Origin of the sequence: Thermococcus sp., from assembly GCF_027023865.1 — an archaeon.
GTDB lineage: Archaea > Methanobacteriota_B > Thermococci > Thermococcales > Thermococcaceae > Thermococcus.
This window is the reverse complement of record NZ_JALVUC010000019.1, coordinates 190,930-210,850: the sequence shown is the minus strand read 5'-3', so window position 1 is coordinate 210,850 and position 19,921 is coordinate 190,930. Positions and strand designations below refer to the sequence as shown.

Here is a 19,921-nt window from a genome sequence, read left to right as displayed (position 1 = left end):
TTTTAAGACATGATGATATCTGCCATGATCGGAAGCTTAAAAAGGTTTTCCATCAACATTCCACCTGGTGTAAGAGATGACCGAGCGCATTATAGGCATCCTCGGCGGCATGGGTTCGCTGGCCACGGCAGAATTGTTTAGAAGGATAGTCGAGAAGACGCCAGCGAAGCGTGACCAGGAGCATCCGAGGATAATTATCTACAACAACCCAAAGATACCGGACAGGACCGCATTTATCCTCGAGAACGGAGAAGATCCGAGGCCGGAGCTCATAGACAGTGCTAAGAAGCTCGAAAGCTGGGGTGCTGACTTCATCATAATGCCCTGCAACACCGCACACTTCTTCGCAGAGACGATCCAAAGGGCGATAAGCATCCCCCTGGTCAGCATGATAGAGGAGACCGCCGAGGTGGTCCGTGAAAGGGGCCTCAGGAAAGTTGGCCTCCTTGCTACGGACGGGACCATTAAAGGGCTTGTCTACCACAGGGCACTCCTCAAACACGGCGTTCAGATAGCGGTGCCCAACAAAAAGGATCAGCAGAAGGTGATGGAGGCAATATACCAGGGAGTCAAGGTAGGGAAGGTCGAGATGGGGAGGAAGCTCCTCCTTGAAGTTGCAAAAAAACTGGAAAAGCGCTCCGAAGGGATAATAGCGGGCTGCACCGAGGTGAGCGTAGCACTGCGGCAGAAAGACCTTAGCGTCCCCCTGATAGACCCCATGGATGTGATAGCGGAGAAGGCGGTGAGGGTCGCCCTCGGCCTGGAGGACCTTTAAATCCACCCCTTTCTTTTGAAGTAAGCCAGCATGCCAACCGCTATTCCCAGCATTGCGAGCAAAACCACGGGGTAGCTGTAGCGCCAATAGAGTTCGGGCATGTAGCGGAAGTTCATACCGTAAAGGCCGGTTATAAAGGTCAGGGGGATAAAAATCGTCGAGACGACGGTAAGGATTCTTATGATGTCGTTGGTCTTCATCGATAGCGTGGGGTAGTAGAGCTCAACGAGACTGTTGGCAAGCTCACGCTGTCCCTCAAGGATTTCAAGGACTTCCATTACATGACCATGAAGTTCATCGATACAGGGAAGGGTTCCTTCCTTGAAGAATCCCTTACCCTCCAGCTCGAGCTTCCTGAAGGCTTCGGGAAGCGGGAAAACCGTCCTCCTCATGAAGAGTATTTCCTGTCTTATTCCATGTACCCGACGGAGGATGCTCTCGTCGCCCTTTGAGAGTATCCTCGCCTCAAGCTCCTCCATCTTGGAGCTTATGCGCTCTATTATCGGCACGTAGTTCTCAACTATCGCCTCGAGGAGCTCGAAGAGGAGGTAATCCGCACCGCGCTCGCGGAAGAGTCCCTCTCCCTCGTGGATGCTCTCCCTTATTGGATCAAAGACATCCCCCGGAATCTCCTGAATCGTAATGAGGAGATTGTCCTTTAAGAAAAGGCCTATGCGTTCCCTCTTCAGCCCGCCGTCTTTCTCGTATATCTGATGGAGCAGGATGAAAAGGTACTCTGGAAAGACCATCACCCGCGGCCTTCCCGTTCTCTTGAAGTCCCTTACGAGAACCTCGTGGATGCCAAGAAACTCTTTAAGCTTGGGGATAATGGAAACGGTGTCCACGTTCACCCAGACGACGTCGTACCCTTCTATCCCAACGGCTTCCTCTATGCTGGAGAGCTTTCTGCTCATGAACTTCTCCTTTGAGTAGGCTATCACCGTTATCCGCGGCTTCTCTGACTCCTCACCCATCTGATCACCTCAGTCCTGAAAATCGATCACCATCCCAGAGTGGAGCTTGTGAAAGCGCTTGTCATAGGCCCCGAGGAAAGCGGCTTCGGCCCTTAATCCAGTACAGTGGCCGGTGTAAACCTCTTCAACTCCCAGCTTTTCGAACTCCTCCACTGTTCTACTTATCCTCTCCTCACTTGCGTCTATGAGATGGAAGCCACCGATTACAGCTCTAATTCTTTTCTCACCGGTGAGTCTGGCCGCATGCTTCACTATGCCCACTATTCCGGCGTGAGAGCAACCACTTACCACCACGAGACCCTCTGGCGTCTCTGCAACGAGGCTCATATCATCGGGGAGTTCATCCTCAACTATTTTCCCATTTCTCAATGTGTAAACGCCTATACTGGCCCTTTCAAAGTCCTCCCTGTTCATTATTTCCCCCGTTGAGTAGAGTCCCTCAACAATTTCAACGGGTTCTGCGGTCAAATAAAGCTCCGCGAGTTCTTCTATCTCCTCCTTTCTAAAGGGAATACCAACGTCCCTGAGGTACGGCTTCGTTACGAAGTGTCTCCTGAAGATCAAGGGATGCGCCACAACAGGAACGCGCTTTCCAATCGCCTTGAGAACTTCAAGGAGTCCACCAGTATGGTCGTAGTGACAATGGCTCAGGAAAACGTAGTCTATGCTGGAAGGTTCAATTCCCCTGAGATTCATATTGTGAAGAACCGGTCCAGCGCTCTGGCTGGTGTCAAAGAGTATCCTCCTGCCGTTCTTCTCTATCAAAAAGCTCACCCCGTGCTGGGCCAAGTAAGGGCTTTCGTAGCCAGAATAATCCTCGACGAGAATAGTCACTCGCATGAGGTTTCACCAAAAGATTTAGGAGAAGGGTGAAGTTATAGTTTTCGCCTCATAAAGTTCTTCCCCAATTTCATAACGTCCAAGCCGGCTTTGAGCATTCCTTTCATAGTTCCTGCTAGAACATCCCTAACCCTTCCACTAAACCCCGTGAATGTTTTTATCCCGAAATTGGAGAGCTTTACTGCCATCTCCTTGGAAATTTCCGGAGATATAAGAACCTCTATTTTCTCTTTCCTCAGTTCCTCGACAACGTCCTTCCCGGGCTTTATAACCCGTATCTCTTTGACTCCATCGGGTCCAACTTCGGCAACTGCAATACCCTGAGCCTTATCCAGCGGAACCGCGCTTCCTTCAAAGCCCCCATCGGAGGGGATGGCCACTCTCATAATATCACCCTTAGAGGATAATCCAAAAGCCCTTAAAACCCTACCCCGAAATTAGCCCGGTGGTGAGTATGGAGATAGGAGTTGTTGGAAAGCCAAACGTTGGAAAATCGACCTTTTTCTCAGCGGCTGCGCTCGTTGACGTTGATATCGCGAACTATCCGTTCACAACGATAGATGCGAACGTTGGCGTTACCTACGCGATAACCGAGCATCCCTGCAGGGAATTAGGATGTAATCCAAACCCGCAGAACTATGAGTACAAGGATGGGAAAGCTCTAATCCCCATTAAAATAATCGACGTTGCCGGTCTCGTACCCGGTGCCCACGAGGGTAGAGGCCTCGGCAACAAGTTTCTTGACGATTTGAGAATGGCCTCCGCTTTGATCCACGTAGTTGACGCGACGGGAAAGACGGACGAGGAAGGCCAGCCCACTGACCATCACGATCCTGTGGAGGATATCGAGTTCCTTGAGAGGGAGATAGACTACTGGATTTACGGCATTCTCCACAAGAACTGGGACAAGTTCTCGAAGAGGATAAAGCTCCAGCACCTAAAGCTCGCCCAGGCGATAGCGGACCAGCTTACCGGAATCGGCGTGACGGAGGAAGACGCCTTTGAGGCCATCCACAAGCTCGGACTTGAGGGCGACCCAACCAAGTGGAGCGATGAAGACCTCCTCAGCTTCGTCCGCGAGCTCAGGAAGGTGAACAAGCCGATCATCATTGCCGCCAACAAGGCCGACGCCGCAGCAGATGCCCAAGTAGAGAGGCTTATCAAGAAAGGAAAGAGCAGGGGGTACATCGTTATCCCAACGAGCGCAGCCGCGGAGCTTACACTCAGAAAGGCGGCCAGGGCCGGTTTTATAGACTACGTTCCGGGCAGCTCTGACTTTAAAATCCTGAAGAGGATGAGTTTAAAGCAGGAGAAGGCGCTGGAACTCATCAGAGAGCGCGTCTTGGAGAGGTTCGGGTCAACGGGTGTGCAGGAGGTTATAAACATGGCCACGTTCAAACTTCTGGAACTCATCCCAGTTTACCCGGTGGAGGATGAACACAAGCTAACCGACCAGTTCGGGAACGTTCTACCGCACGTCCACCTTCTCCCGAAGGGTTCAACGCCACGCGATTTGGCCTACAAGGTGCACACTGACCTGGGGAGGACGTTCCTCTACGCGGTGAACGCGAGAACCCACAGACGCGTTGGTGAGGACTATCAACTCCAGTTCAACGACATCGTAAAGATAGTCGCGACAGCGCGCTGAATCAGAAGAATTCCCATTTTTTCATTCCTGAACTTTTTACCCCGTTTTCTCCCGAATTAGCTCCTGATAGAGCCTGGGTTCGACGTCCTTTTCGGTCAGACCGAGCTTTTCAGCGGTCTCCCAGATTTTGCGCTTTGCCTCAACAACATCGTTGGAGATAACCTCTATGTCGAGAAAGCCCCCAAGTCCTTCAACTTTGCTCAGCTCGAAGGTGACCTTGCCGAGTCTGTAGACGAGGCGGCGCTTTCTCACAACAACGTCCTCTTTGTAACCAAGCCTCCTGAGAATCTCAACGGTGGTGCAGAAGTCGGAAACCTCAATTTCAAGCTCGTCAAACTCCTCGTTTCTCCCTGGGTCCGTTATGAGCTTGTATGTTAGAAACGCCTTTCCAAGGTTTGATATGCGCCTGACCCTGAGGAGTTCTGGAAGGGGAACGGAGAAATAAACGTCCTCTTGGAGTTCTTCCTGGACGAAAGAGGCTCCAAGACGTTCTATCTTCTTTTTAATTTCCTCAAAGTTAACGCGGAACTTGACCTCTATCTCCATCATACCCCCACCAGGAAGCCGGCCAGCCCATCACCCTTTGCAAAGCTGTCTATGGGGAAGACCTCAACACGTTTGAGAGTCGGAAGAACGCGTATGGTTTCATTGACAAACCTCTCGATGTGCTCGGAGTTTTCACCACCAAGTATAGCAACCACGCCATCTTTTCCGCTCCTAGCCACGGCGAGGACGTTGGGGAGCATCGAGAGGGTCTTCATGAGGTACTGGATGTAGCGCTCGAGGAACTCCTCGATTATGGGTGTCTCGGCCTGGATATAAACCATCGCGAGGGTTTGGGGGCGGAGCTTTTCACCGAGGATGATGGTGTATTTATCAATTATATTCCTCTCCTGGAGCTTCTTTATTCTAAAGTGGATCGTTGATTCCGGTCTCTTTAACCTCTCCGCGATTTCAGATATTGTAAGACGGGCGTCCTCTTTGAGGAGCCTCAGTATCTCCCTGTCGAGGTCATCAAGTTGAACCATCATCATTCCCCCATCTCGGGTAGATTTTATTGTCTATCCCAAGAACGTCTAGGATTTTTCCTATTATAAAGTTTACCATATCATCCAAAGTCTTGGGTTTTGTGTAAAATCCTGGGGATGCTGGCATGACAATGCCACCGGCTTGAGTAACCTTCACCATGTTTTGCAGATGTATCAAGTTAAACGGCGTCTCCCTGACGAGCAGAACGAGCTTCCTGCGCTCTTTGAGTGCGACATCGGCGGTTCTAGCTATTAAATTATCCGCGCAGCCGTTTGCTATCGCGGCGAGGGTTTTCATCGAGCAAGGCGCTACCACAACGGCATCGAACCTGAAGGAACCCGAGGCAACCGGCGCGAAGAGGTTGTCCTCATGGTAGTCCGGCTTAAAGTCGATCCCGGTCTCGTGTTTTATCACTTTGATAGCGGTGTTGGAGGCGAGGGTTATTACCTCATGCCCAAGCCCGCGCAGAACCTTCACGAGCCTTAAACCGTAGATTGAACCGCTCGCTCCAGTGATTGCAACTACTATCCTCATCGCATCCCCAACCACGGTAGGATTCCAGGTTTAAAACGTTTCTCAAGTGAAGCGGGCCAGTAGATTTTTATATCCCAGAGAGTAAGGAGTGGTGATGACCATGAGGGACACCATACCCGATGTGCTTATCAGGAGCGCGGTTGATATAACAAAAGAACTCGGGAGTAAGGCACTCGTGATATTAGAGGACGTTGATGAAGGCTCTCTCCCCGACGTGGACGTGACCGTCGTGATAGTTGGATCAACCTTTGATGTTGATAACAAGAGGGTTAAGCGGATTTCCATCCCCCAGAACCTAGACATTAACAACATCCTGAATCTGATATCCGCGTTCCTCATAGAGCATCGCATCCTCTGCGAGGGTAATTCCTTCGTCTACGTTACCAAGGAGTCCATAGGTATGAAAACCGTCAAAAAGAGCCTTTCGGCCATGAAGGGATTCTTTGCCCAGAATCAGAACGTCCTTCAGCACTTACTTGAGATAGCCATCGAACTCAGCATCGAGGGGCGCGAGGGGACTCCAGTGGGGACGATCTTCGTCATAGGGGATACGAGGCGCGTCCTCCACCACTCCCGCCAGTTGGTTCCAAACCCCTTCAAGGGTCACAAGGTAAACGTCCTGGACAGGGACAGCAAGGAGATAATAAAGGAGTTCGCCCAGCTCGACGGTGCATTTGTAATCAGGGAGAACGGCAGGATAACGGCCGCTGGGAGGTACCTCCAAGTCGAGCCGAAGGTGATAGACCTCATGCTTCCTCCAGGCCTCGGGAGCAGGCACATAGCAGCGGCTGGAATAACGAAGCTCACGAAGGCTATGGCTATAAGCCTCTCCGAGAGCGGGACGATACGGATATTCAAGAACGGCCTCATGCTCCTCGAATACAACCCGCGGATAAAGTACTGACGGGCTGATGATTCCCTGTTCTTCAATACTTCCAACAGCGAAAACGTCTTATGGAGGGACTGTATCCTTACGCTCCTGCATTTACAACCCTTAAACCATCGAAACCCTTTTAAGTTTTTGCAACTTAATAAGGCCTCGAAGAGGCCACTTAAAAACAACCCGATGAGACGAGGGATTTCACGTTACCCTCCAGCATTGGGGGGTTTGACGCTGTTAAGCGTCTTCGAAAGACTGCCAGTTATGGCAGTTTGAAACTCATTGAGTGGCCGCTAAAGCAATAACCCAATCCGCTCTGCGGTAGGGGTAATGGGCACGAGACCGTGCCCTCGGGCTGAACCGAAACCGGCAACGGGAGTAGGTGGATGAGTGCCCGTAAACCTTCCCGCGTTTGGTTTAACTCGTTGGAACCCTTCGCCCTTCACGGCGGAAAGGAGGTCAGCCCCTCAATCACCACCTTTTTAAATCCCCGCTCTTCCTTTTATCCGGGGAGGAAAGATGACCGTCAAGGTCCGCTTCGATAAGGAAGTGAGAGACTACGCTAAAAGCGAGAAGGTGAATGAGGAGGTTCTCAAGCTCACCGAGACTGCCTTAGCGCAGGCTCTTGAGAAGTTCCACAGACGGATGATTTTAATCGAGGGGGACACCCCCAGAAAGGCGGAGGTAGCGGGAATTCTGGCCGGAGCCTCGGCTAGGGTTCTAAGTGATGCTCTCGACGAACTTATGAAGAAGCACCTGAGGGACGAGAGCGAGAGCGCGATAGAGGTTCTCTATGCCACAGATGCCCTCGGTGAAGACACCTTTGGAAGAAAGCGTTATGAGGCCTTCAGGAGACACTTCGATGTTTTGGCCGGGGGAAGCGCAGAGGTAAAGGCAGTAATCTTCAAACACACCCGTGACATACTCGGGAGGACCTATGACCTCCTCGTCCTAGACATGAGCTACGACTACTCTCCGAACGACCTCGGTAGAATCATCGAGACCGTCCGCGGAGGAGGGTTGATATTCATTCTCGCACATCCGTTCAAGAAGTGGAAAGGTATGTGGACGGGCTTTCACAAGAGCCTCGTCACGCCACCGTACACAATAGACGACGTGAAGAAACGTTTCAACAGGCGGCTCATAAGGAAGTTCACCGAATACGGGGAGATCTACATAATCACTGAGAATGGGAAGATTAGGAAAAAGCCAAAGCGGAACAAAAGCCAAGCAAAGATCAGGGGTAGGGGGGGCGTTGAGATTCCCGAGGAAATTCTCTTTCCAAAAGAGCTTTATGAAATGGCCCTAACCGAAGGACAGGTCGAGGTTCTGAAGGCCTTCGAAGACCTCGTTGAGAAGGAAGGTATGCTGGTTATTACCGCGGATAGAGGGAGGGGCAAGAGCGTTTCCGTCGGGATAGCCGCCATAGGGCTTGCTTTAGCCCTTGGAAAGCGAACACGCATAGTCGTCACTGCACCCGAACCGGAGAACGTTCAGGCTCTGTTCAGCTTTGCGAAGAGAGCTTTAGAAAGGCTCGGCTTCAAACCGCATGTCGTCGAGGAGAAAGGCCTCATAAAGGAGCTTTACGCGAGGAAAATAGGCCTGCGCTATTACCCACCGGCAGAGGGCCACAGGAAGAGCGCAGACCTCTATGTACTCGATGAGGCAGCTGGAATCCACGTTCCTATATTACACAAGTACCTTAGCAAGCCACGCGTTATCTATTCTTCTACGATACACGGCTATGAGGGCGCCGGAAGGGGCTTCTCCGTCAAGTTCCTAAAGAAAGCGAGGGAGAAGCGCGAGTTCAGGGAGCTTCACATGGACGAACCGATTAGATATGTGGACCATGACCCCATCGAGAAGTGGCTCTTCGACGTCCTCCTCCTCGATGCTGAACCAGTTGAGCTAACCGAGGGGGACTACGAGCTGATCAAGAACAAGGAAGTCTTCTTTGAGGAGCCGGATTTAGACGACTGGTTCGAGCACGACAGGGAGGATTTGAGGAACTTCGTTGGAATTTACATCCTAGCACACTACCGCAACAGGCCGAGTGACGTCGCTCTTCTGGCCGATGCGCCCCACCACGAGGCCAGGGTTCTTCGTCTGAAAAACGGTAAGATAGTAACGGCGGTGCAGATAGCGAAGGAGGGTGGCATTCCAAAGAAGGTCATAGAAAAGATGGCCAAGGGCTACAAGCCGAGAGGAAACATAATCCCCGATATGATGGTCAAGCACCACACCCTCAAGGAGTTCGCAAAACTCAAGGGCTACCGCATCGTGAGGATAGCGACGCACCCAGATGCCATGGACATGGGACTGGGAAGCAAGGCCCTTGAACTCCTAGAAAAGGAAGCTCTCGAGAAGGGCCTCGACTGGATAGGCTCCGGCTTCGGTGCCAGCGAGGAACTGGCGCGCTTCTGGGTGAAGAACGGCTTCGCTGTCGTCCACCTCAGCCCAGCGAGAAACCCGGTCAGCGGAGAATTTACGGCGATAGTTCTCAAACCGATAAGCGAGAGGGCGAAGAAGCTCATCCGCCAGGCTCACGACGAGTTCCGCATCAGGCTAACCGAGTGGTTAAGTGATACGCACCGCGAGCTTGAGCCGGAAATAGCGCGCTGGCTCTTCGAGACTCCCTTCGGCGAGGCCGTGGACTACACGGTTTACCTCACGGAGGTTCAGAAGAAGAGGCTCGACGCCTTCACCGGCAAGATCCTTACCTACGATACCGTTCTCGACGCGGTAAAGCCAATAGTCAAGCTCTACTTCCTCGACGGCTGGATGAAGCCCTACCTTGACGAAAGGCAGATAAAGCTACTTATATACCGCGTTCTCCAAGCTCACAGTTGGGAGGAGACGGCTAAACTCATAGACAGGACCGAGACCTTTACGATGATCGAAGTCAGGGACATCGTCCGCGGACTCTGGTACTACTACAAGAGGCTACTTTAGGGGCATTTAACCCGTATCCCCCCTCTAGGATTCTTATCCCCCCATAGTCTAGCAGTGCAAGGAGCACATAAACAGCTAGGAACATTGCTAGGAATGTGGCCGTGCCCTCCGGATGGAGCCTGAAACGATACTGCGAGGGCCGTCGTGAACGTGTTGAAGAACATGAGTCCAAAGCAGGCCTTAAGGGCGTGCCTTCTCAGCCTTCCAAGGGTCTGGCCCAGTAGGTTCACGGTGCTTATACCCGCCACCACTCCCGTGAGTCCGCCGTCGTTAACGTCATCGGGCGAGCTGATAGACTATCAGAACCGCCAAAACTGCCGTTGATACGGCGATGAGAGCTCCCAGCATTCCCCTCAGTGTTTTCAGGGGGATTCCAAAGAGTCCCGAACACGGTCCTTCACCAGTCCCAATGTTCCATACCTTTTACAGATGGTGTATATTTTGTTATTTAGAGTTTAAAATCTTCCGCATCCGGGAGAATCACCTTTTTATAGGGTTAGCCCGTAGGTACCGTAGTATAATCAGCAACAATTTCAACGGTGACTATCATGGTGGGCAGCAATTGGGAGCGTATAATCTCGATTACAAAGGATGGGATGAGGAGCATTGGCATGATGCGACGCAAAATACGCAGGGGTAAAAAGATAGCACTCCTGATAGATGGTCCAAACATTCTCCGCAAGGAGTTTGGCATAAAGCTCGAGGATATAGTGGAAGCGCTCGAGGGGCTGGGAGACCTGCGCGTTGCCAAAGTCATCCTCAACCAGTACGCGCCTCAGGGCCTCATAGAAGCTGTTTCCAACCAAGGTTTTGATGCCATCGTTGTTTCGGGCGAAACCGGCGTCAAACTCGCGGTCGAGGCCATGCGAGAGATATATAACCCTAATATAGACACGATAGCCCTAGCCACGAGGAACGCGGAGTTCCTCCCCGTCATCCTGAAGGCAAAGGAGAAGGGAAAGGAAACCATAGTGCTCGGTATAGAGCCGGGATTCTCCGCCGCACTAAAACACGCGGCAGACTATACGATAATCCTGAACACGGAGGGTGAGTCCCAATGAGGGAAACGATATTCAAGGTTCTCCATAGGGGTAACAAAGAAGTAGGGGCAAAAGAAGAACGTCCCGTTAAAGGAAAGAGTATAGGGCTAATAATCGATGGTCCAAACATTCTCCGCAAGGAGTTTGGCATAAAGCTCGAGGATGTCATAGAGGCCCTCGAAAGGATAGGGAAGATACGAGTCGCAAAGGTTGTTCTCAACCAGTACGCGCCTCAGGGCCTCATAGAAGCCGTGGTGAACCAGGGACTTGAGCCGATAATAGTGGCAGGCGACACCGACGTTAGAGTAGCGATAGAAGCCATGGAACTTATATACAACTCCGATGTGGAGGTAATATCCCTAGCCACCCGCGACGCCGACTTCCTACCAATAATAAACGAGGCAAAGCGGAAGGGAAAGGAGACAATAGTTATAGGTACCGAACCGGGGTTTTCCGTCGCCCTTCAGAACGCCGCCGACTACGTCATAAAGATGGATGGAAAAGGTGGTTCTTCTTAGGTGTCATAGTAACCTCAATTTCTGGACATTTCTGGGAAGGAAAGATTTATTTAGTCACTTCATCACCTGTTTATTGAAATTCACAACCGATTAATGGAGGTGGTTCAATGAAAAAGCTCGCCATCCTTGCACTTACACTGCTCCTGTTCGGGGCAATTGGGGCGATTAAGCCCGTCAAAGCGCAGGAAACCCTGACCGTCTACTCTTATAACAGTATAGAACCCTGGATGAAGCAGATAATCCCTATTTTCGAGAAGGAGTACGGCGTCAAGGTGAACCTTGTGCTCATAGGCGACACTGGCGAAGTCCTTAACCGGCTAATCCTTGAGAAGGGTAACCCACAGGCAGATGTTGTCGTTGGAATAGACAACAGCTACCTCCAGAAAGCCATACAGGCAGGTGTGCTTGAACCCTACAAGCCGAGTGACGTCAATGTTATTCCAAAGTGGATAATCAACGACTTCGACCCGAGCTTCCACCTCACTCCCTACGACTACGGAGCCATAGCCATCGTCTACAAGAAGGACATCGTTAAAAACCCACCGAAGACCTTCGAGGACCTCCTCAAGCCCGAATGGAAGGGCAAGCTCATCGTCGAGGACCCGAGGACAAGCTCCACTGGGATGGCGTTCCTTCTGTGGACGATAGGAGCCTACGGAGACAGGTGGCTCAATTACTGGGAGAAACTAAAGGAGAACGGTGTTCAGATAGTCAAGAGCTGGGATGCCGGCTGGGAAATGTGGGACAAGGGTCAGGCTCCGCTCTTTGTCAGCTACGCCACTGACCCAGCCTACGATGCTTGTGAAGACAAGAATATTCCACCTAAGATAGGTGCCCTATTCCTTAATGGCACCGCCTATGTCCAGATTGAAGGTGCGGGAATCGTCAAGGGCGCCAAGCATCCCGAACTGGCAAAGAAGTTCATTGATTTCCTTATAAGCAAAGAGGCTCAGGAGAAACTCCCAACGACCCAGTGGATGTATCCGGTGAACAAGTACGTTAAACCACCCGCCTGCTTCAACTACGCCCTCAACGTTACCAAGGAGGTCAAGCTCAGTCCCAAGGAGATAGGACAGAACTACAAGAAGTGGCTCGAGCAGTGGACCGAGCTTATGGTCGAGGGAAAGAGTCCTAACGAGATAACCGGGACTCCAGCAAGCACCACCTCAGGCACCAGCACCACTTCAAGTGGCGGACACAGCATCTGTGGGCCGGCCCTCATAGTCGCCCTCGCGGCAATGCCACTCCTTCTCAAGAAGAGGAAGTGAGCTTCCTTCTCTTTCTCCTTTTTCTTCACCGCAACTTTTATAAGAGCACCCCGGCACCTTAGGAGCGAGGGCCCGTAGCCTAGCAGGATAGGGCGCCGGCCTTCTAAGCCGGAGGTCGCGGGTTCGAATCCCGCCGGGCCCGCCAGAAAACAAACTTCGCCTTCGTGAAGTTTGATCAAGGTTTGCATGTCACTTTTAGAAATTCCCAGTTTTGGGAAGGGTTTGCTCTTTCACTTGTAGGGTTACAGTGTTTCACTGTTAGAATAACACCCTCCGGGTGTTAAGGGGAAGTTGAAACCTTTTTTAGATTGCGTTTTCAGGTGCAAACCCGCTTTGAGCTTGCGACTTGAGGAGACATGCAAACTCATTCTTGAATTTTTCGGGAAGTTCGCCCTTTGATCAAAAACCTTGTACTGCAAAGTTTGCTTGCTTCGCAAAGCGCCGCTCTCACTGTCGTTCAAGTGTCCCGACGGATGGCAGAAAAAGCGCGTGTTATTCTGTGGATGCCAGGTTTTCAGAGGGGTTTACCCATTAATTATCATTTCTCAGTGTTTGCTCTTCTCAAGGCGTCCTCCGGACGCCAGAATAGAACGCAAACTGTTTAAAAGCATCTTCTTGGGCAACCCTCACAGCGGGAACCTGGAAAGTGCACGCTAATGCTACCGCTTATCTGTGAGAAAAGGAACTCTTTTGGTCAAGCTTTTTCCAAAAACTTGTTCGCCTGTGTGACATTGAAAAAAAACTCTACGGCGTAACCAACTTCAGACTAACCATCACATACACAATAACCTACACAGACATATACACAAAAATTATTTATTAAAATAAAACGGTATGTATAACACCCTGCACTCTACAACCGGAGGGAAATGTCATGCAGCAAGCAACATATTCAAACTTTGGTCATTCCTCAAGAGAGAGCGGCTTGGAAGAGTCCATTAACGAAGCTTTTGATGAAGTGTCTCGTATTCTGAGCGAAGTTTCCAAAGAAAATCTTGATCCCCATGTTCAAACGAAAATCAACGATGCTATCAGGAACTTAGAAAAACTCAAAGGAGCCCTTGGACCTACTGTGCATACCGTATCCGAGGTCTCACATGAAGTCCAGTCAAAGATAGATTCCCTCTCTCAAAATATAAGAGATATCGCTGAAGCAGTTAATCAGGTAACTGAGGCCATAAGCCAAGTCAGCATTGAGGCCCAGCGCCAACAGGAGACGATTTCTGAAATCAAAGACGCAATGGATGTCGTCCAGGATGCCGTTGCAGTTACAGGCCAAGCCACAGACCATGTAAGTGCGGCCGTGGATGAGGTCGTTTCCATCTCCAAGGAGGGAGAAGAGAGGGGTAGACTTGCAACTCAGGAGATTACGAAGATCCAGGATGTTATGACACAGATTACACAAACTATCCAGGCCGTGAAGGAGATGGGAAAACAGATCAGTGAGATAACCAATGTTATTACTGGTATTGCCGGGCAGACAAACCTCTTGGCTCTGAATGCAGCCATAGAAGCCGCCCGTGCCGGAGAGGCAGGTAGAGGTTTTGCAGTTGTCGCTCAGGAGATTCGTAAACTTGCAGAGGAAAGTAAGGATGCCGCGAATAATATCAAAAAAATAATTGAGACAATGACTGAAAGGGTTGATGAAGCTGCCAACGCGGCTGAGAATGGTGTTAATGTAGTAGAAGAAGCAAGTAGTATCCTCGAAGAGACCATCGCGTATATGACCAACATCAACGAACTCGTGTCTGAGCTTGGACCACAGATGGAAGAACTGAAACAGAAGGTTGAAGAGGCGGAGAATGAGGTTCAGAAAGTTCTCCATGCTGTGGATTCTCTCGCCGCAAGTGCCGAGGAGAATACTGCAGCTGCGGAAGAAGTTAGCTCCTCTGCTCAGGAACAGAATGCTGCCCTCGAAGAGATCTCCCGGGCAACAAATGAACTACAAAAAAGGATGGAGTATCTCATGACCCTCCTGGCCAAGGGACTTTAAACTTTTCCTACCATTTTGGGGGTGGACTTATGGAGCACCAGTTCGTTGCATTTACCATCGGATCAGAGGAGTTCTGCATGGAGATTTCGAAAGTTCGCGAGATCAAGGAGATGATGCCAATAACAAAGGTACCGCAGGCACCTAAGGAAGTGGAAGGTATTGTAAATCTAAGGGGGCAGGTGATCCCGATATTGAATTTGAAAAAGATCCTTGGGTACTACGAAGAGGGGTCTATTAAAGACAAAAAAATAATTCTCATTGATAATGGGAATGACATTGTGGGCTTTGTTGTGGATGATGTCTCTGATGTCGTGTCCTTGAGTGAAGAACAAATTGAAAAAGTTCCTCGGGCACTAGAATCTCAACAAAGTCAGTATTTAATGGGTATCGCTAAGAAGGGGGATAGGCTGCTCCTAATTCTGGAGCCAGATAGATTCTCGCACAACGACGGTTCTTTTTAGATTTTAAGACCATAATGCTCTAATTTTCCTTTTTGAGACCTCAGTACTGCGAAACAAAAAGGGTGAGAAAAAGCAAGCTCACGGATACAGCCTGCTCGGCGTCCTCGGGAAGAGCGTGGCCCAGCGGACGTGGTCGAGCTTGAGGACCCATGCGACGAGCCTCTCCAGGCCGAGGCCGAAGCCGCTGTGTGGGACTGAACCATACTTCCTGAGGTCGAGGTACCACTCATAGTCTTTCGGGTTCATTCCCTCCTCGATTATGCGCTCGACGAGCTTTTCATAGCTGTCCTCACGCTGGGAACCGCCGATCACCTCACCGTAACCCTCCGGCGCGAGCATATCCGCCGCTAAGACCTTCCTTGGATCGCCCGGATCCTCCTTCATATAGAAGGCCTTGATGCCCTTTGGATAGCCGTGGACAAAGAACGGGGCTTCAAACTCCTGGGTGAGGATCCTCTCCTCGTCGGCACCCATGTCCTCGCCCCACTCTATCTCAACGCCCTTGCCCTGGAGGATGTCTATCGCCTCGTCGTAGCTTATCCTTGGGAAGGGCGGGACGGCGTTCTTGAGGGTCTTCAGATCATCCTTGCGGTAGAGCTCAATCTCACTCTTCCTGAGTTCGAGTGTCCTCTGCACCATGTAGCTGACGAGCTCCTCCTCTACCTTCATGATGTCGTTCAAATCCATCCATGCCCCTTCAAGCTCAAGGTGCCAGAACTCGGTGAGGTGCCTCCTCGTCCTGCTCTTCTCGGCCCTGAAGCTCGGCGTGAGAGACCAGACTTTCTCGAGGCCGAAGATGGCCGCTTCGAGGTAGAGTTGGGCAGACTGGCTGAGGTAGGCCGTCTTGTCAAAATACTTGAGTTTGAAGAGGGTCGCTCCGCCTTCAACGGCTCCTGTAACGAGTATTGGAGGAAAGACCTCGTGCCAGCCGTCCTGGGTGAGCCATTCGCGCGCGGCCTGCATCATCGCCGCCTTGGTCTTCATTATCGCGGTGACCTTGGGTGAGTGGAGGTGCAAGTGCCTGACGTCTAGCAGGAACTCGTGACTGGCGTCCTTCGTTATCGGGAAGAAGTCAACGTTCTGTATGATTTGGATCCTATCAGCCTGCACCTCTGCTCCAGTCGGGGCGCGTGGGTCGGCCTTGACGGTTCCTTCGATGATAATGCTGGACTCAATTCCCACATTCTTTGCCTCAGAGTAGGCCACTTCGCCCAGCTCCTTTTTAAATACGGTCTGCACGGTTCCACTGGAGTCGCGGAGGACTATAAAGACCTTCTTTCCAACTTCCCTCTTTCGGTAAACCCATCCGGCGAGTTTAACACGTTTGCCCTCCATCTCGGGCCTGACATCGGAACAGTAAACCTTATCAATCATCTTATCACCTCAAGGGGCTTTGAGAGTGGGTTTATAACGGTAGCGATGGTCCAACCAAACCGGACGCAAGCAATCAGCCAATCAAAGCTAACCGAAGAACAGTCAATTCATCCACGGTTCAATTGCCAGCACGCCCGAGCTTACGACCAGTATCGGTGGCATAGTGTCCCTTTCTCCAACGGGGATTTAAACCCTTTGGGCAACGGGATGCCAATACGTCAGGGAGTTTAAGTACCTCTAGGTCGGATGTTCAAAAGAGGATAGGGATTGAAAAACGCTGGAGGAATCGTGGGAGATTCCTTTATACCCTCCTGACTGTCAGTTTGACCCCGTCAACGCGGAGGACTTCAACGGTGTCTCATATGTTCGGTCTCCTGTTCCCATCAGAAGGGCTACCCTTTATCTCCCTCAAGCTCCACGAGATAGTGCCCGCGCTCGATTCCACGACCCTGGCGCGCTCCATAAAGGGATTATGAAGTGTATTCCCGGTTCGAGAATTCTGTTGGACTTTCCGAGCAGCTCCACGAGTCCCTTCTGGTGAGGTCTTATCACCTTAACGCTCAACAGAAGCATCAGCAGGAGGAAACGCCCAATGATTAACAGAACTGCAGTGGTAAAGCTCATTACCACAATCACTGAGAAACTTTCAAACTCTATATAGCTATTGTTTTTATGAACTCTATGATAATAGAAAGACATCATTGGATATTATATAGAAACAGTAACTTTTCAACCGCCCAACTTATAAACCCCCGCTCCCTTTTCGCCACAGGTGAAAGAGATGGGGAGACCAGTCTTCCTTGGTAAGGCTTACATTCACTGGTGCGAGGAATGCAACGTCCCGCTCATTGGCGATAGCTGTGCGGTTCACGGAAAGGAAAAGGTTTTCAGGCTCAACATAACACCGCCCGGCGACCTGCGCTTCGCCTTTGAGAAGGATATCGAGTTCATCCGCTCGGTCTTCAATGAGCACTATGGCGTTGATGTCGGTGAGCTCTTCGACGGCAAGATAGTCCTCCTCAACAAGACGCCCGGCGAGGACGACGTCTACGAGATAATCCTCGACGGTTACGTCTTCGGCTGGATGCGCTTCGATCCCCTTGAGCTGAGGTGGAGACCAGGCCTCAAGGTTGAAGGTGCAATCGCCCTCTGGAAGCGCTTTAAGAAGAATATGAATAAATGGATAATCGTTGACAAAGGTGCGGTTGGACCCATCCGGAACGGCTCCAACCTCCTTCCGGTCGGGATAATCGAGGCCGAACCGAGTATACAGAAGGGAGATGACGTCGTACTCGTTTCCGAATGCGGTGAGGTTATCGCCACGGGCATAGCAAAGAAGGACTATGAGGAGTTGGTGAACAGGGAGCGCGGCACAGGCGTGAAAGTTAGGCGTCAGAAGTCGGTCAACTACCGCGAGGGAAGGAAAGCAACGATGGGGGACGTCCTCCACGCCAACAGCATCGAGCTGGAGAGGAAGGTTGAGGAGGCAAGGCGCTTCATGAGGAAGACCATAGCTCGCTACTCAGAGCTTCCAGTTGCCGTTGCTTTCTCCGGAGGAAAAGACAGTCTGGTGGTTCTAGGGCTTGCTCTGGAGGAGTTTGGAAACGAATTCACGGTGTTTTTCAACAACACTGGCATAGAGTTCCCGGAGACGATCGAGTACGTCGAGGAACTGAGGAAGGAGCTTGAGCCGAAGGGGATAAAGTTCATCGTTGCCAATGCCGGCGATGCATTCTGGAGGGCAATACACGTCTTCTCACCCCCCGGGAGAGATTACCGCTGGTGCTGCAAGGTCACCAAACTCGGTCCGATAACGATGGCGATAAAGGAGAACTACCCGAAAGGGGTTCTCATGTTCGTGGGCCAGAGGAAGTACGAGAGTATAAAGAGGTTCAAGCAACCTCGCGTATGGAGGAACCCCTGGGTGCCGAACGAGACCGGAGCATCGCCCATATTCCACTGGCGCGCCCTCGAGGTCTGGTTATACATCTTCTCCCGTGGGCTTAAGTACAACCCGCTCTACGAGGACAGGCTCGACAGGATAGGCTGCTTCCTCTGCCCAAGTGCATCGTTGGCTGAAATATATACGCTGAAGGAGGAGAAGCCCGAACTCTGGAGCAGGTGGGAGGATGAACTCAAGCGCTGGCAGAAGCGCTTCAAGGTGCCAGATGAGTGGATAACCTACGGCTTCTGGCGCTGGAAGAAGCTCAGCAAGGGAGAGAAGGGTATAGCGAAAGAGCTCGACGTTGAGGTTCCGGAGGAGCGCTCTTGGGAACCGGTTAGATATTCGATAGCGGAAACTGAGGAGGGCGTTTTCACCGTCCACTTCAACACCGTTGTTAACCTCAACAGGATTCGCAAGGTTGCCCCGATACTCGGCGAGGTTGAGGAGAGCGAAAACTACATAAGAGCGGGTGACGTTGTCTTCAGGGAGGACGGAGCTTACACCGAGGACTTCAATGAGGGTGTGCAGGCATACTACCTTGTCAAGCGCGCCTACGAGTGCGTTGGTTGCGGTGTCTGCGTTGGAAAGTGCCCGGAGGGGGCGCTGGACATAGACCCACGGAGCAGGAAGATAGTGGTTAACTACGACCTCTGCACCCACTGCAGGGAGTGTATGGACGTATGCCCGCTGTTGAAAATAAAGAACCCAAAGGAAGGAAGTCAGCTCTAATCGGGTTAGTCCTTCTCTTCCTCCTTCTGGGTCTTTTTCTGCCTCCCGCTCACGCCCAGCCATACGGCTACGACATAAACGCCTACGCCGTGTATTTTAACGTCCTGAACCAGAACAACATACGGGAGACGGTTGAGATAGATCTCACTTCCTACACAAATCTGACGAGATACGTTATATACACGGATTACCCTGTTGAGGACCCGAAGGCAGTTATGGAGCTTGGAAACACGACGGTCCCAGTAAACGTTACAGTAAGTGAAGTTTTGGGTGGAACAAACGCCGTTTACATGAACTTCCCCTTACTAAGATCTGGTGAGAGCGCTAAGATAGAGCTTACATTCATGACACGGGGAATGATAACAAAGAGTGGGGGGAAGCAGCAGTTCACATACTACGTCAGGTTCAGCCAGCCTGTTGGCCTGTTCCGCGTTCAGCTGGTCGTGCCTAAGGGATACGCCGTCCTTTCACCTATAATACCCTCCCCTGACAGGGTGGAAAGCTCTCCGACGAGGCTTCTCCTTGAGTGGAGCAGGCAGGACGTAAACGCGGGAGATGAGTTTTACTTTATAGTTGGCTTCTCCGGGGAGATAACTCCTACAAAGCCACCGTCGCCACTTCTCTATGAAGGACTGTTCATAGTGGGTCTTATAATCGGCGGCGGAGCTGTCTACGGATACATTTTATACTGCGGGAGGAAGAGGAGTGAGGAGCTTGCCCACCTTAGAACCGATGAGGAGAAGGTGCTGGCGATTCTGAAGGAAGGACCGGTTCTCCAAAGCGAGCTAGCAGGGAAGCTGGGCGTTTCGAAGGCCAAAGTGAGCATAATCCTGCGTGAGATGGAGGAGAAGGGGTTGATAACCCGCGTGAGGGAGGGCAGGACGTACCGCGTGTTCTTGAAGGAATGACCTCAGCAGCAAAGTAGTAAATTTTGAACAATGTACATTGGATGTACAATGTA

18 protein-coding genes, 1 tRNA gene and 1 pseudogene are annotated in these 19,921 nt (G+C 51.3%); 12 read left to right on the top strand and 8 right to left on the bottom strand.

Annotated features, from left to right (window positions below; all coding sequences use genetic code 11):
* The first annotated feature begins 76 nt into the window (after nucleotides 1-76).
* Complete coding sequence (locus MV421_RS06715) at nucleotides 77-775, top strand: aspartate racemase (protein WP_297419219.1); 699 nt, start codon at nucleotides 77-79, stop codon at nucleotides 773-775.
* On the opposite strand, the gene corA is transcribed toward MV421_RS06715, so the two are convergent.
* The 3 genes from corA to MV421_RS06700 are packed head-to-tail and all read right to left on the bottom strand — an operon-like array spanning nucleotide 772 to nucleotide 2,975.
* Nucleotides 772-1,749, bottom strand: a complete 978-nt coding sequence (gene corA, locus MV421_RS06710; RefSeq protein WP_297419216.1) for a magnesium/cobalt transporter CorA — start codon at nucleotides 1,747-1,749, stop codon at nucleotides 772-774. The genes MV421_RS06715 and corA overlap by 4 nt on opposite strands.
* A gap of 9 nt (nucleotides 1,750-1,758) precedes the next feature.
* On the bottom strand, nucleotides 1,759-2,589 hold the full coding sequence (locus MV421_RS06705; protein ID WP_297419213.1) for an MBL fold metallo-hydrolase: 831 nt from the start codon (nucleotides 2,587-2,589) through the stop codon (nucleotides 1,759-1,761).
* 35 nt (nucleotides 2,590-2,624) lie between these two features.
* The gene (locus MV421_RS06700; RefSeq protein WP_297419210.1) at nucleotides 2,625-2,975 is read right to left on the bottom strand and encodes a hypothetical protein; all 351 of its coding nucleotides are present in this window, start codon (nucleotides 2,973-2,975) and stop codon (nucleotides 2,625-2,627) included.
* A 68-nt stretch (nucleotides 2,976-3,043) separates the two neighbouring features.
* Here MV421_RS06700 and MV421_RS06695 point away from each other — a divergent pair, with 68 nt between their 5' ends.
* Nucleotides 3,044-4,237 carry a redox-regulated ATPase YchF gene (locus tag MV421_RS06695; RefSeq protein WP_297419330.1) on the top strand — a complete coding sequence of 398 codons (1,194 nt, stop codon included), beginning with the start codon at nucleotides 3,044-3,046 and terminating at the stop codon, nucleotides 4,235-4,237.
* 36 nt (nucleotides 4,238-4,273) lie between these two features.
* Here MV421_RS06695 and cyaB read toward each other — a convergent pair whose 3' ends face one another.
* The 3 genes from cyaB to MV421_RS06680 are packed head-to-tail and all read right to left on the bottom strand — an operon-like array spanning nucleotide 4,274 to nucleotide 5,800.
* Nucleotides 4,274-4,783: a class IV adenylate cyclase gene (gene cyaB, locus MV421_RS06690; RefSeq protein ID WP_297419207.1), complete on the bottom strand. Its 510-nt coding sequence runs from the start codon at nucleotides 4,781-4,783 to the stop codon at nucleotides 4,274-4,276.
* Complete coding sequence (locus tag MV421_RS06685; protein WP_297419204.1) at nucleotides 4,783-5,271, bottom strand: Lrp/AsnC family transcriptional regulator; 489 nt, start codon at nucleotides 5,269-5,271, stop codon at nucleotides 4,783-4,785. The genes cyaB and MV421_RS06685 overlap by 1 nt, the downstream gene beginning before the upstream one ends.
* Nucleotides 5,252-5,800, bottom strand: a complete 549-nt coding sequence (locus tag MV421_RS06680) for a UbiX family flavin prenyltransferase (protein WP_297419327.1) — start codon at nucleotides 5,798-5,800, stop codon at nucleotides 5,252-5,254. The genes MV421_RS06685 and MV421_RS06680 overlap by 20 nt, the downstream gene beginning before the upstream one ends.
* Nucleotides 5,801-5,900: 100 nt before the next feature.
* On the opposite strand from MV421_RS06680, the gene MV421_RS06675 reads away from it, so the two are divergent.
* The 8 genes from MV421_RS06675 to MV421_RS06640 all read left to right on the top strand — a co-directional run bounded on the left by MV421_RS06675 (nucleotide 5,901) and on the right by MV421_RS06640 (nucleotide 14,912).
* Nucleotides 5,901-6,704: a diadenylate cyclase gene (locus MV421_RS06675; protein ID WP_297419324.1), complete on the top strand. Its 804-nt coding sequence runs from the start codon at nucleotides 5,901-5,903 to the stop codon at nucleotides 6,702-6,704.
* Between the two features lie 495 nt (nucleotides 6,705-7,199).
* Entirely contained in the window at nucleotides 7,200-9,632 is a 2,433-nt protein-coding gene (locus tag MV421_RS06670; RefSeq protein ID WP_297518023.1) for a tRNA(Met) cytidine acetyltransferase TmcA, read from the top strand.
* A 548-nt stretch (nucleotides 9,633-10,180) separates the two neighbouring features.
* Nucleotides 10,181-10,693, top strand: coding sequence for a TIGR00288 family NYN domain-containing protein (locus MV421_RS06665; protein WP_297419198.1), 513 nt, complete (start codon nucleotides 10,181-10,183; stop codon nucleotides 10,691-10,693).
* Complete coding sequence (locus MV421_RS06660) at nucleotides 10,690-11,190, top strand: TIGR00288 family NYN domain-containing protein (RefSeq protein WP_297419195.1); 501 nt, start codon at nucleotides 10,690-10,692, stop codon at nucleotides 11,188-11,190. Before MV421_RS06665 ends, MV421_RS06660 begins: the two co-directional genes overlap by 4 nt.
* Before the next feature lie 107 nt (nucleotides 11,191-11,297).
* Nucleotides 11,298-12,458: a thiamine ABC transporter substrate-binding protein gene (locus tag MV421_RS06655; protein ID WP_297419192.1), complete on the top strand. Its 1,161-nt coding sequence runs from the start codon at nucleotides 11,298-11,300 to the stop codon at nucleotides 12,456-12,458.
* Nucleotides 12,459-12,526: 68 nt separating this feature from the next.
* A tRNA-Arg gene (locus tag MV421_RS06650) sits at nucleotides 12,527-12,603 on the top strand.
* Between the two features lie 729 nt (nucleotides 12,604-13,332).
* Complete coding sequence (locus tag MV421_RS06645; protein ID WP_297419189.1) at nucleotides 13,333-14,451, top strand: methyl-accepting chemotaxis protein; 1,119 nt, start codon at nucleotides 13,333-13,335, stop codon at nucleotides 14,449-14,451.
* Nucleotides 14,452-14,480: 29 nt separating this feature from the next.
* Nucleotides 14,481-14,912, top strand: a complete 432-nt coding sequence (locus MV421_RS06640) for a chemotaxis protein CheW (protein ID WP_297419186.1) — start codon at nucleotides 14,481-14,483, stop codon at nucleotides 14,910-14,912.
* 78 nt (nucleotides 14,913-14,990) lie between these two features.
* Here the strand turns inward: MV421_RS06640 and asnS are convergent, their stop codons facing one another.
* Nucleotides 14,991-16,286 carry an asparagine--tRNA ligase gene (gene asnS / locus MV421_RS06635; protein ID WP_297419183.1) on the bottom strand — a complete coding sequence of 432 codons (1,296 nt, stop codon included), beginning with the start codon at nucleotides 16,284-16,286 and terminating at the stop codon, nucleotides 14,991-14,993.
* Nucleotides 16,287-16,725: 439 nt separating this feature from the next.
* Nucleotides 16,726-16,910: pseudogene (locus tag MV421_RS06630) on the bottom strand (SPFH domain-containing protein); the annotation flags it as partial.
* Between the two features lie 157 nt (nucleotides 16,911-17,067).
* Here MV421_RS06630 and MV421_RS06625 point away from each other — a divergent pair.
* Together MV421_RS06625 and MV421_RS06620 are read left to right on the top strand one after the other, a co-directional pair.
* Nucleotides 17,068-18,960: a phosphoadenosine phosphosulfate reductase family protein gene (locus tag MV421_RS06625; RefSeq protein ID WP_297419180.1), complete on the top strand. Its 1,893-nt coding sequence runs from the start codon at nucleotides 17,068-17,070 to the stop codon at nucleotides 18,958-18,960.
* Nucleotides 18,912-19,868: a MarR family transcriptional regulator gene (locus MV421_RS06620; RefSeq protein WP_297419177.1), complete on the top strand. Its 957-nt coding sequence runs from the start codon at nucleotides 18,912-18,914 to the stop codon at nucleotides 19,866-19,868. Before MV421_RS06625 ends, MV421_RS06620 begins: the two co-directional genes overlap by 49 nt.
* Nucleotides 19,869-19,921 lie beyond the last annotated feature (53 nt).

Excerpts from the sequence above, each read along its gene's own strand:
- MV421_RS06715 (WP_297419219.1), top strand. The coding sequence starts at position 77 with ATGACCGAGCGCATTATAGGCATCCTCGGCGGCATGGGTTCGCTGGCC.
- corA (WP_297419216.1), bottom strand. The coding sequence starts at position 1,749 with ATGGGTGAGGAGTCAGAGAAGCCGCGGATAACGGTGATAGCCTACTCA.
- MV421_RS06705 (WP_297419213.1), bottom strand. The coding sequence starts at position 2,589 with ATGCGAGTGACTATTCTCGTCGAGGATTATTCTGGCTACGAAAGCCCT.
- MV421_RS06700 (WP_297419210.1), bottom strand. The coding sequence starts at position 2,975 with ATGAGAGTGGCCATCCCCTCCGATGGGGGCTTTGAAGGAAGCGCGGTT.
- MV421_RS06695 (WP_297419330.1), top strand. The coding sequence starts at position 3,044 with ATGGAGATAGGAGTTGTTGGAAAGCCAAACGTTGGAAAATCGACCTTT.
- cyaB (WP_297419207.1), bottom strand. The coding sequence starts at position 4,783 with ATGGAGATAGAGGTCAAGTTCCGCGTTAACTTTGAGGAAATTAAAAAG.
- MV421_RS06685 (WP_297419204.1), bottom strand. The coding sequence starts at position 5,271 with ATGATGATGGTTCAACTTGATGACCTCGACAGGGAGATACTGAGGCTC.
- MV421_RS06680 (WP_297419327.1), bottom strand. The coding sequence starts at position 5,800 with ATGAGGATAGTAGTTGCAATCACTGGAGCGAGCGGTTCAATCTACGGT.
- MV421_RS06675 (WP_297419324.1), top strand. The coding sequence starts at position 5,901 with ATGAGGGACACCATACCCGATGTGCTTATCAGGAGCGCGGTTGATATA.
- MV421_RS06670 (WP_297518023.1), top strand. The coding sequence starts at position 7,200 with ATGACCGTCAAGGTCCGCTTCGATAAGGAAGTGAGAGACTACGCTAAA.
- MV421_RS06665 (WP_297419198.1), top strand. The coding sequence starts at position 10,181 with ATGGTGGGCAGCAATTGGGAGCGTATAATCTCGATTACAAAGGATGGG.
- MV421_RS06660 (WP_297419195.1), top strand. The coding sequence starts at position 10,690 with ATGAGGGAAACGATATTCAAGGTTCTCCATAGGGGTAACAAAGAAGTA.
- MV421_RS06655 (WP_297419192.1), top strand. The coding sequence starts at position 11,298 with ATGAAAAAGCTCGCCATCCTTGCACTTACACTGCTCCTGTTCGGGGCA.
- MV421_RS06645 (WP_297419189.1), top strand. The coding sequence starts at position 13,333 with ATGCAGCAAGCAACATATTCAAACTTTGGTCATTCCTCAAGAGAGAGC.
- MV421_RS06640 (WP_297419186.1), top strand. The coding sequence starts at position 14,481 with ATGGAGCACCAGTTCGTTGCATTTACCATCGGATCAGAGGAGTTCTGC.
- asnS (WP_297419183.1), bottom strand. The coding sequence starts at position 16,286 with ATGATTGATAAGGTTTACTGTTCCGATGTCAGGCCCGAGATGGAGGGC.
- MV421_RS06625 (WP_297419180.1), top strand. The coding sequence starts at position 17,068 with ATGGGGAGACCAGTCTTCCTTGGTAAGGCTTACATTCACTGGTGCGAG.
- MV421_RS06620 (WP_297419177.1), top strand. The coding sequence starts at position 18,912 with ATGCCCGCTGTTGAAAATAAAGAACCCAAAGGAAGGAAGTCAGCTCTA.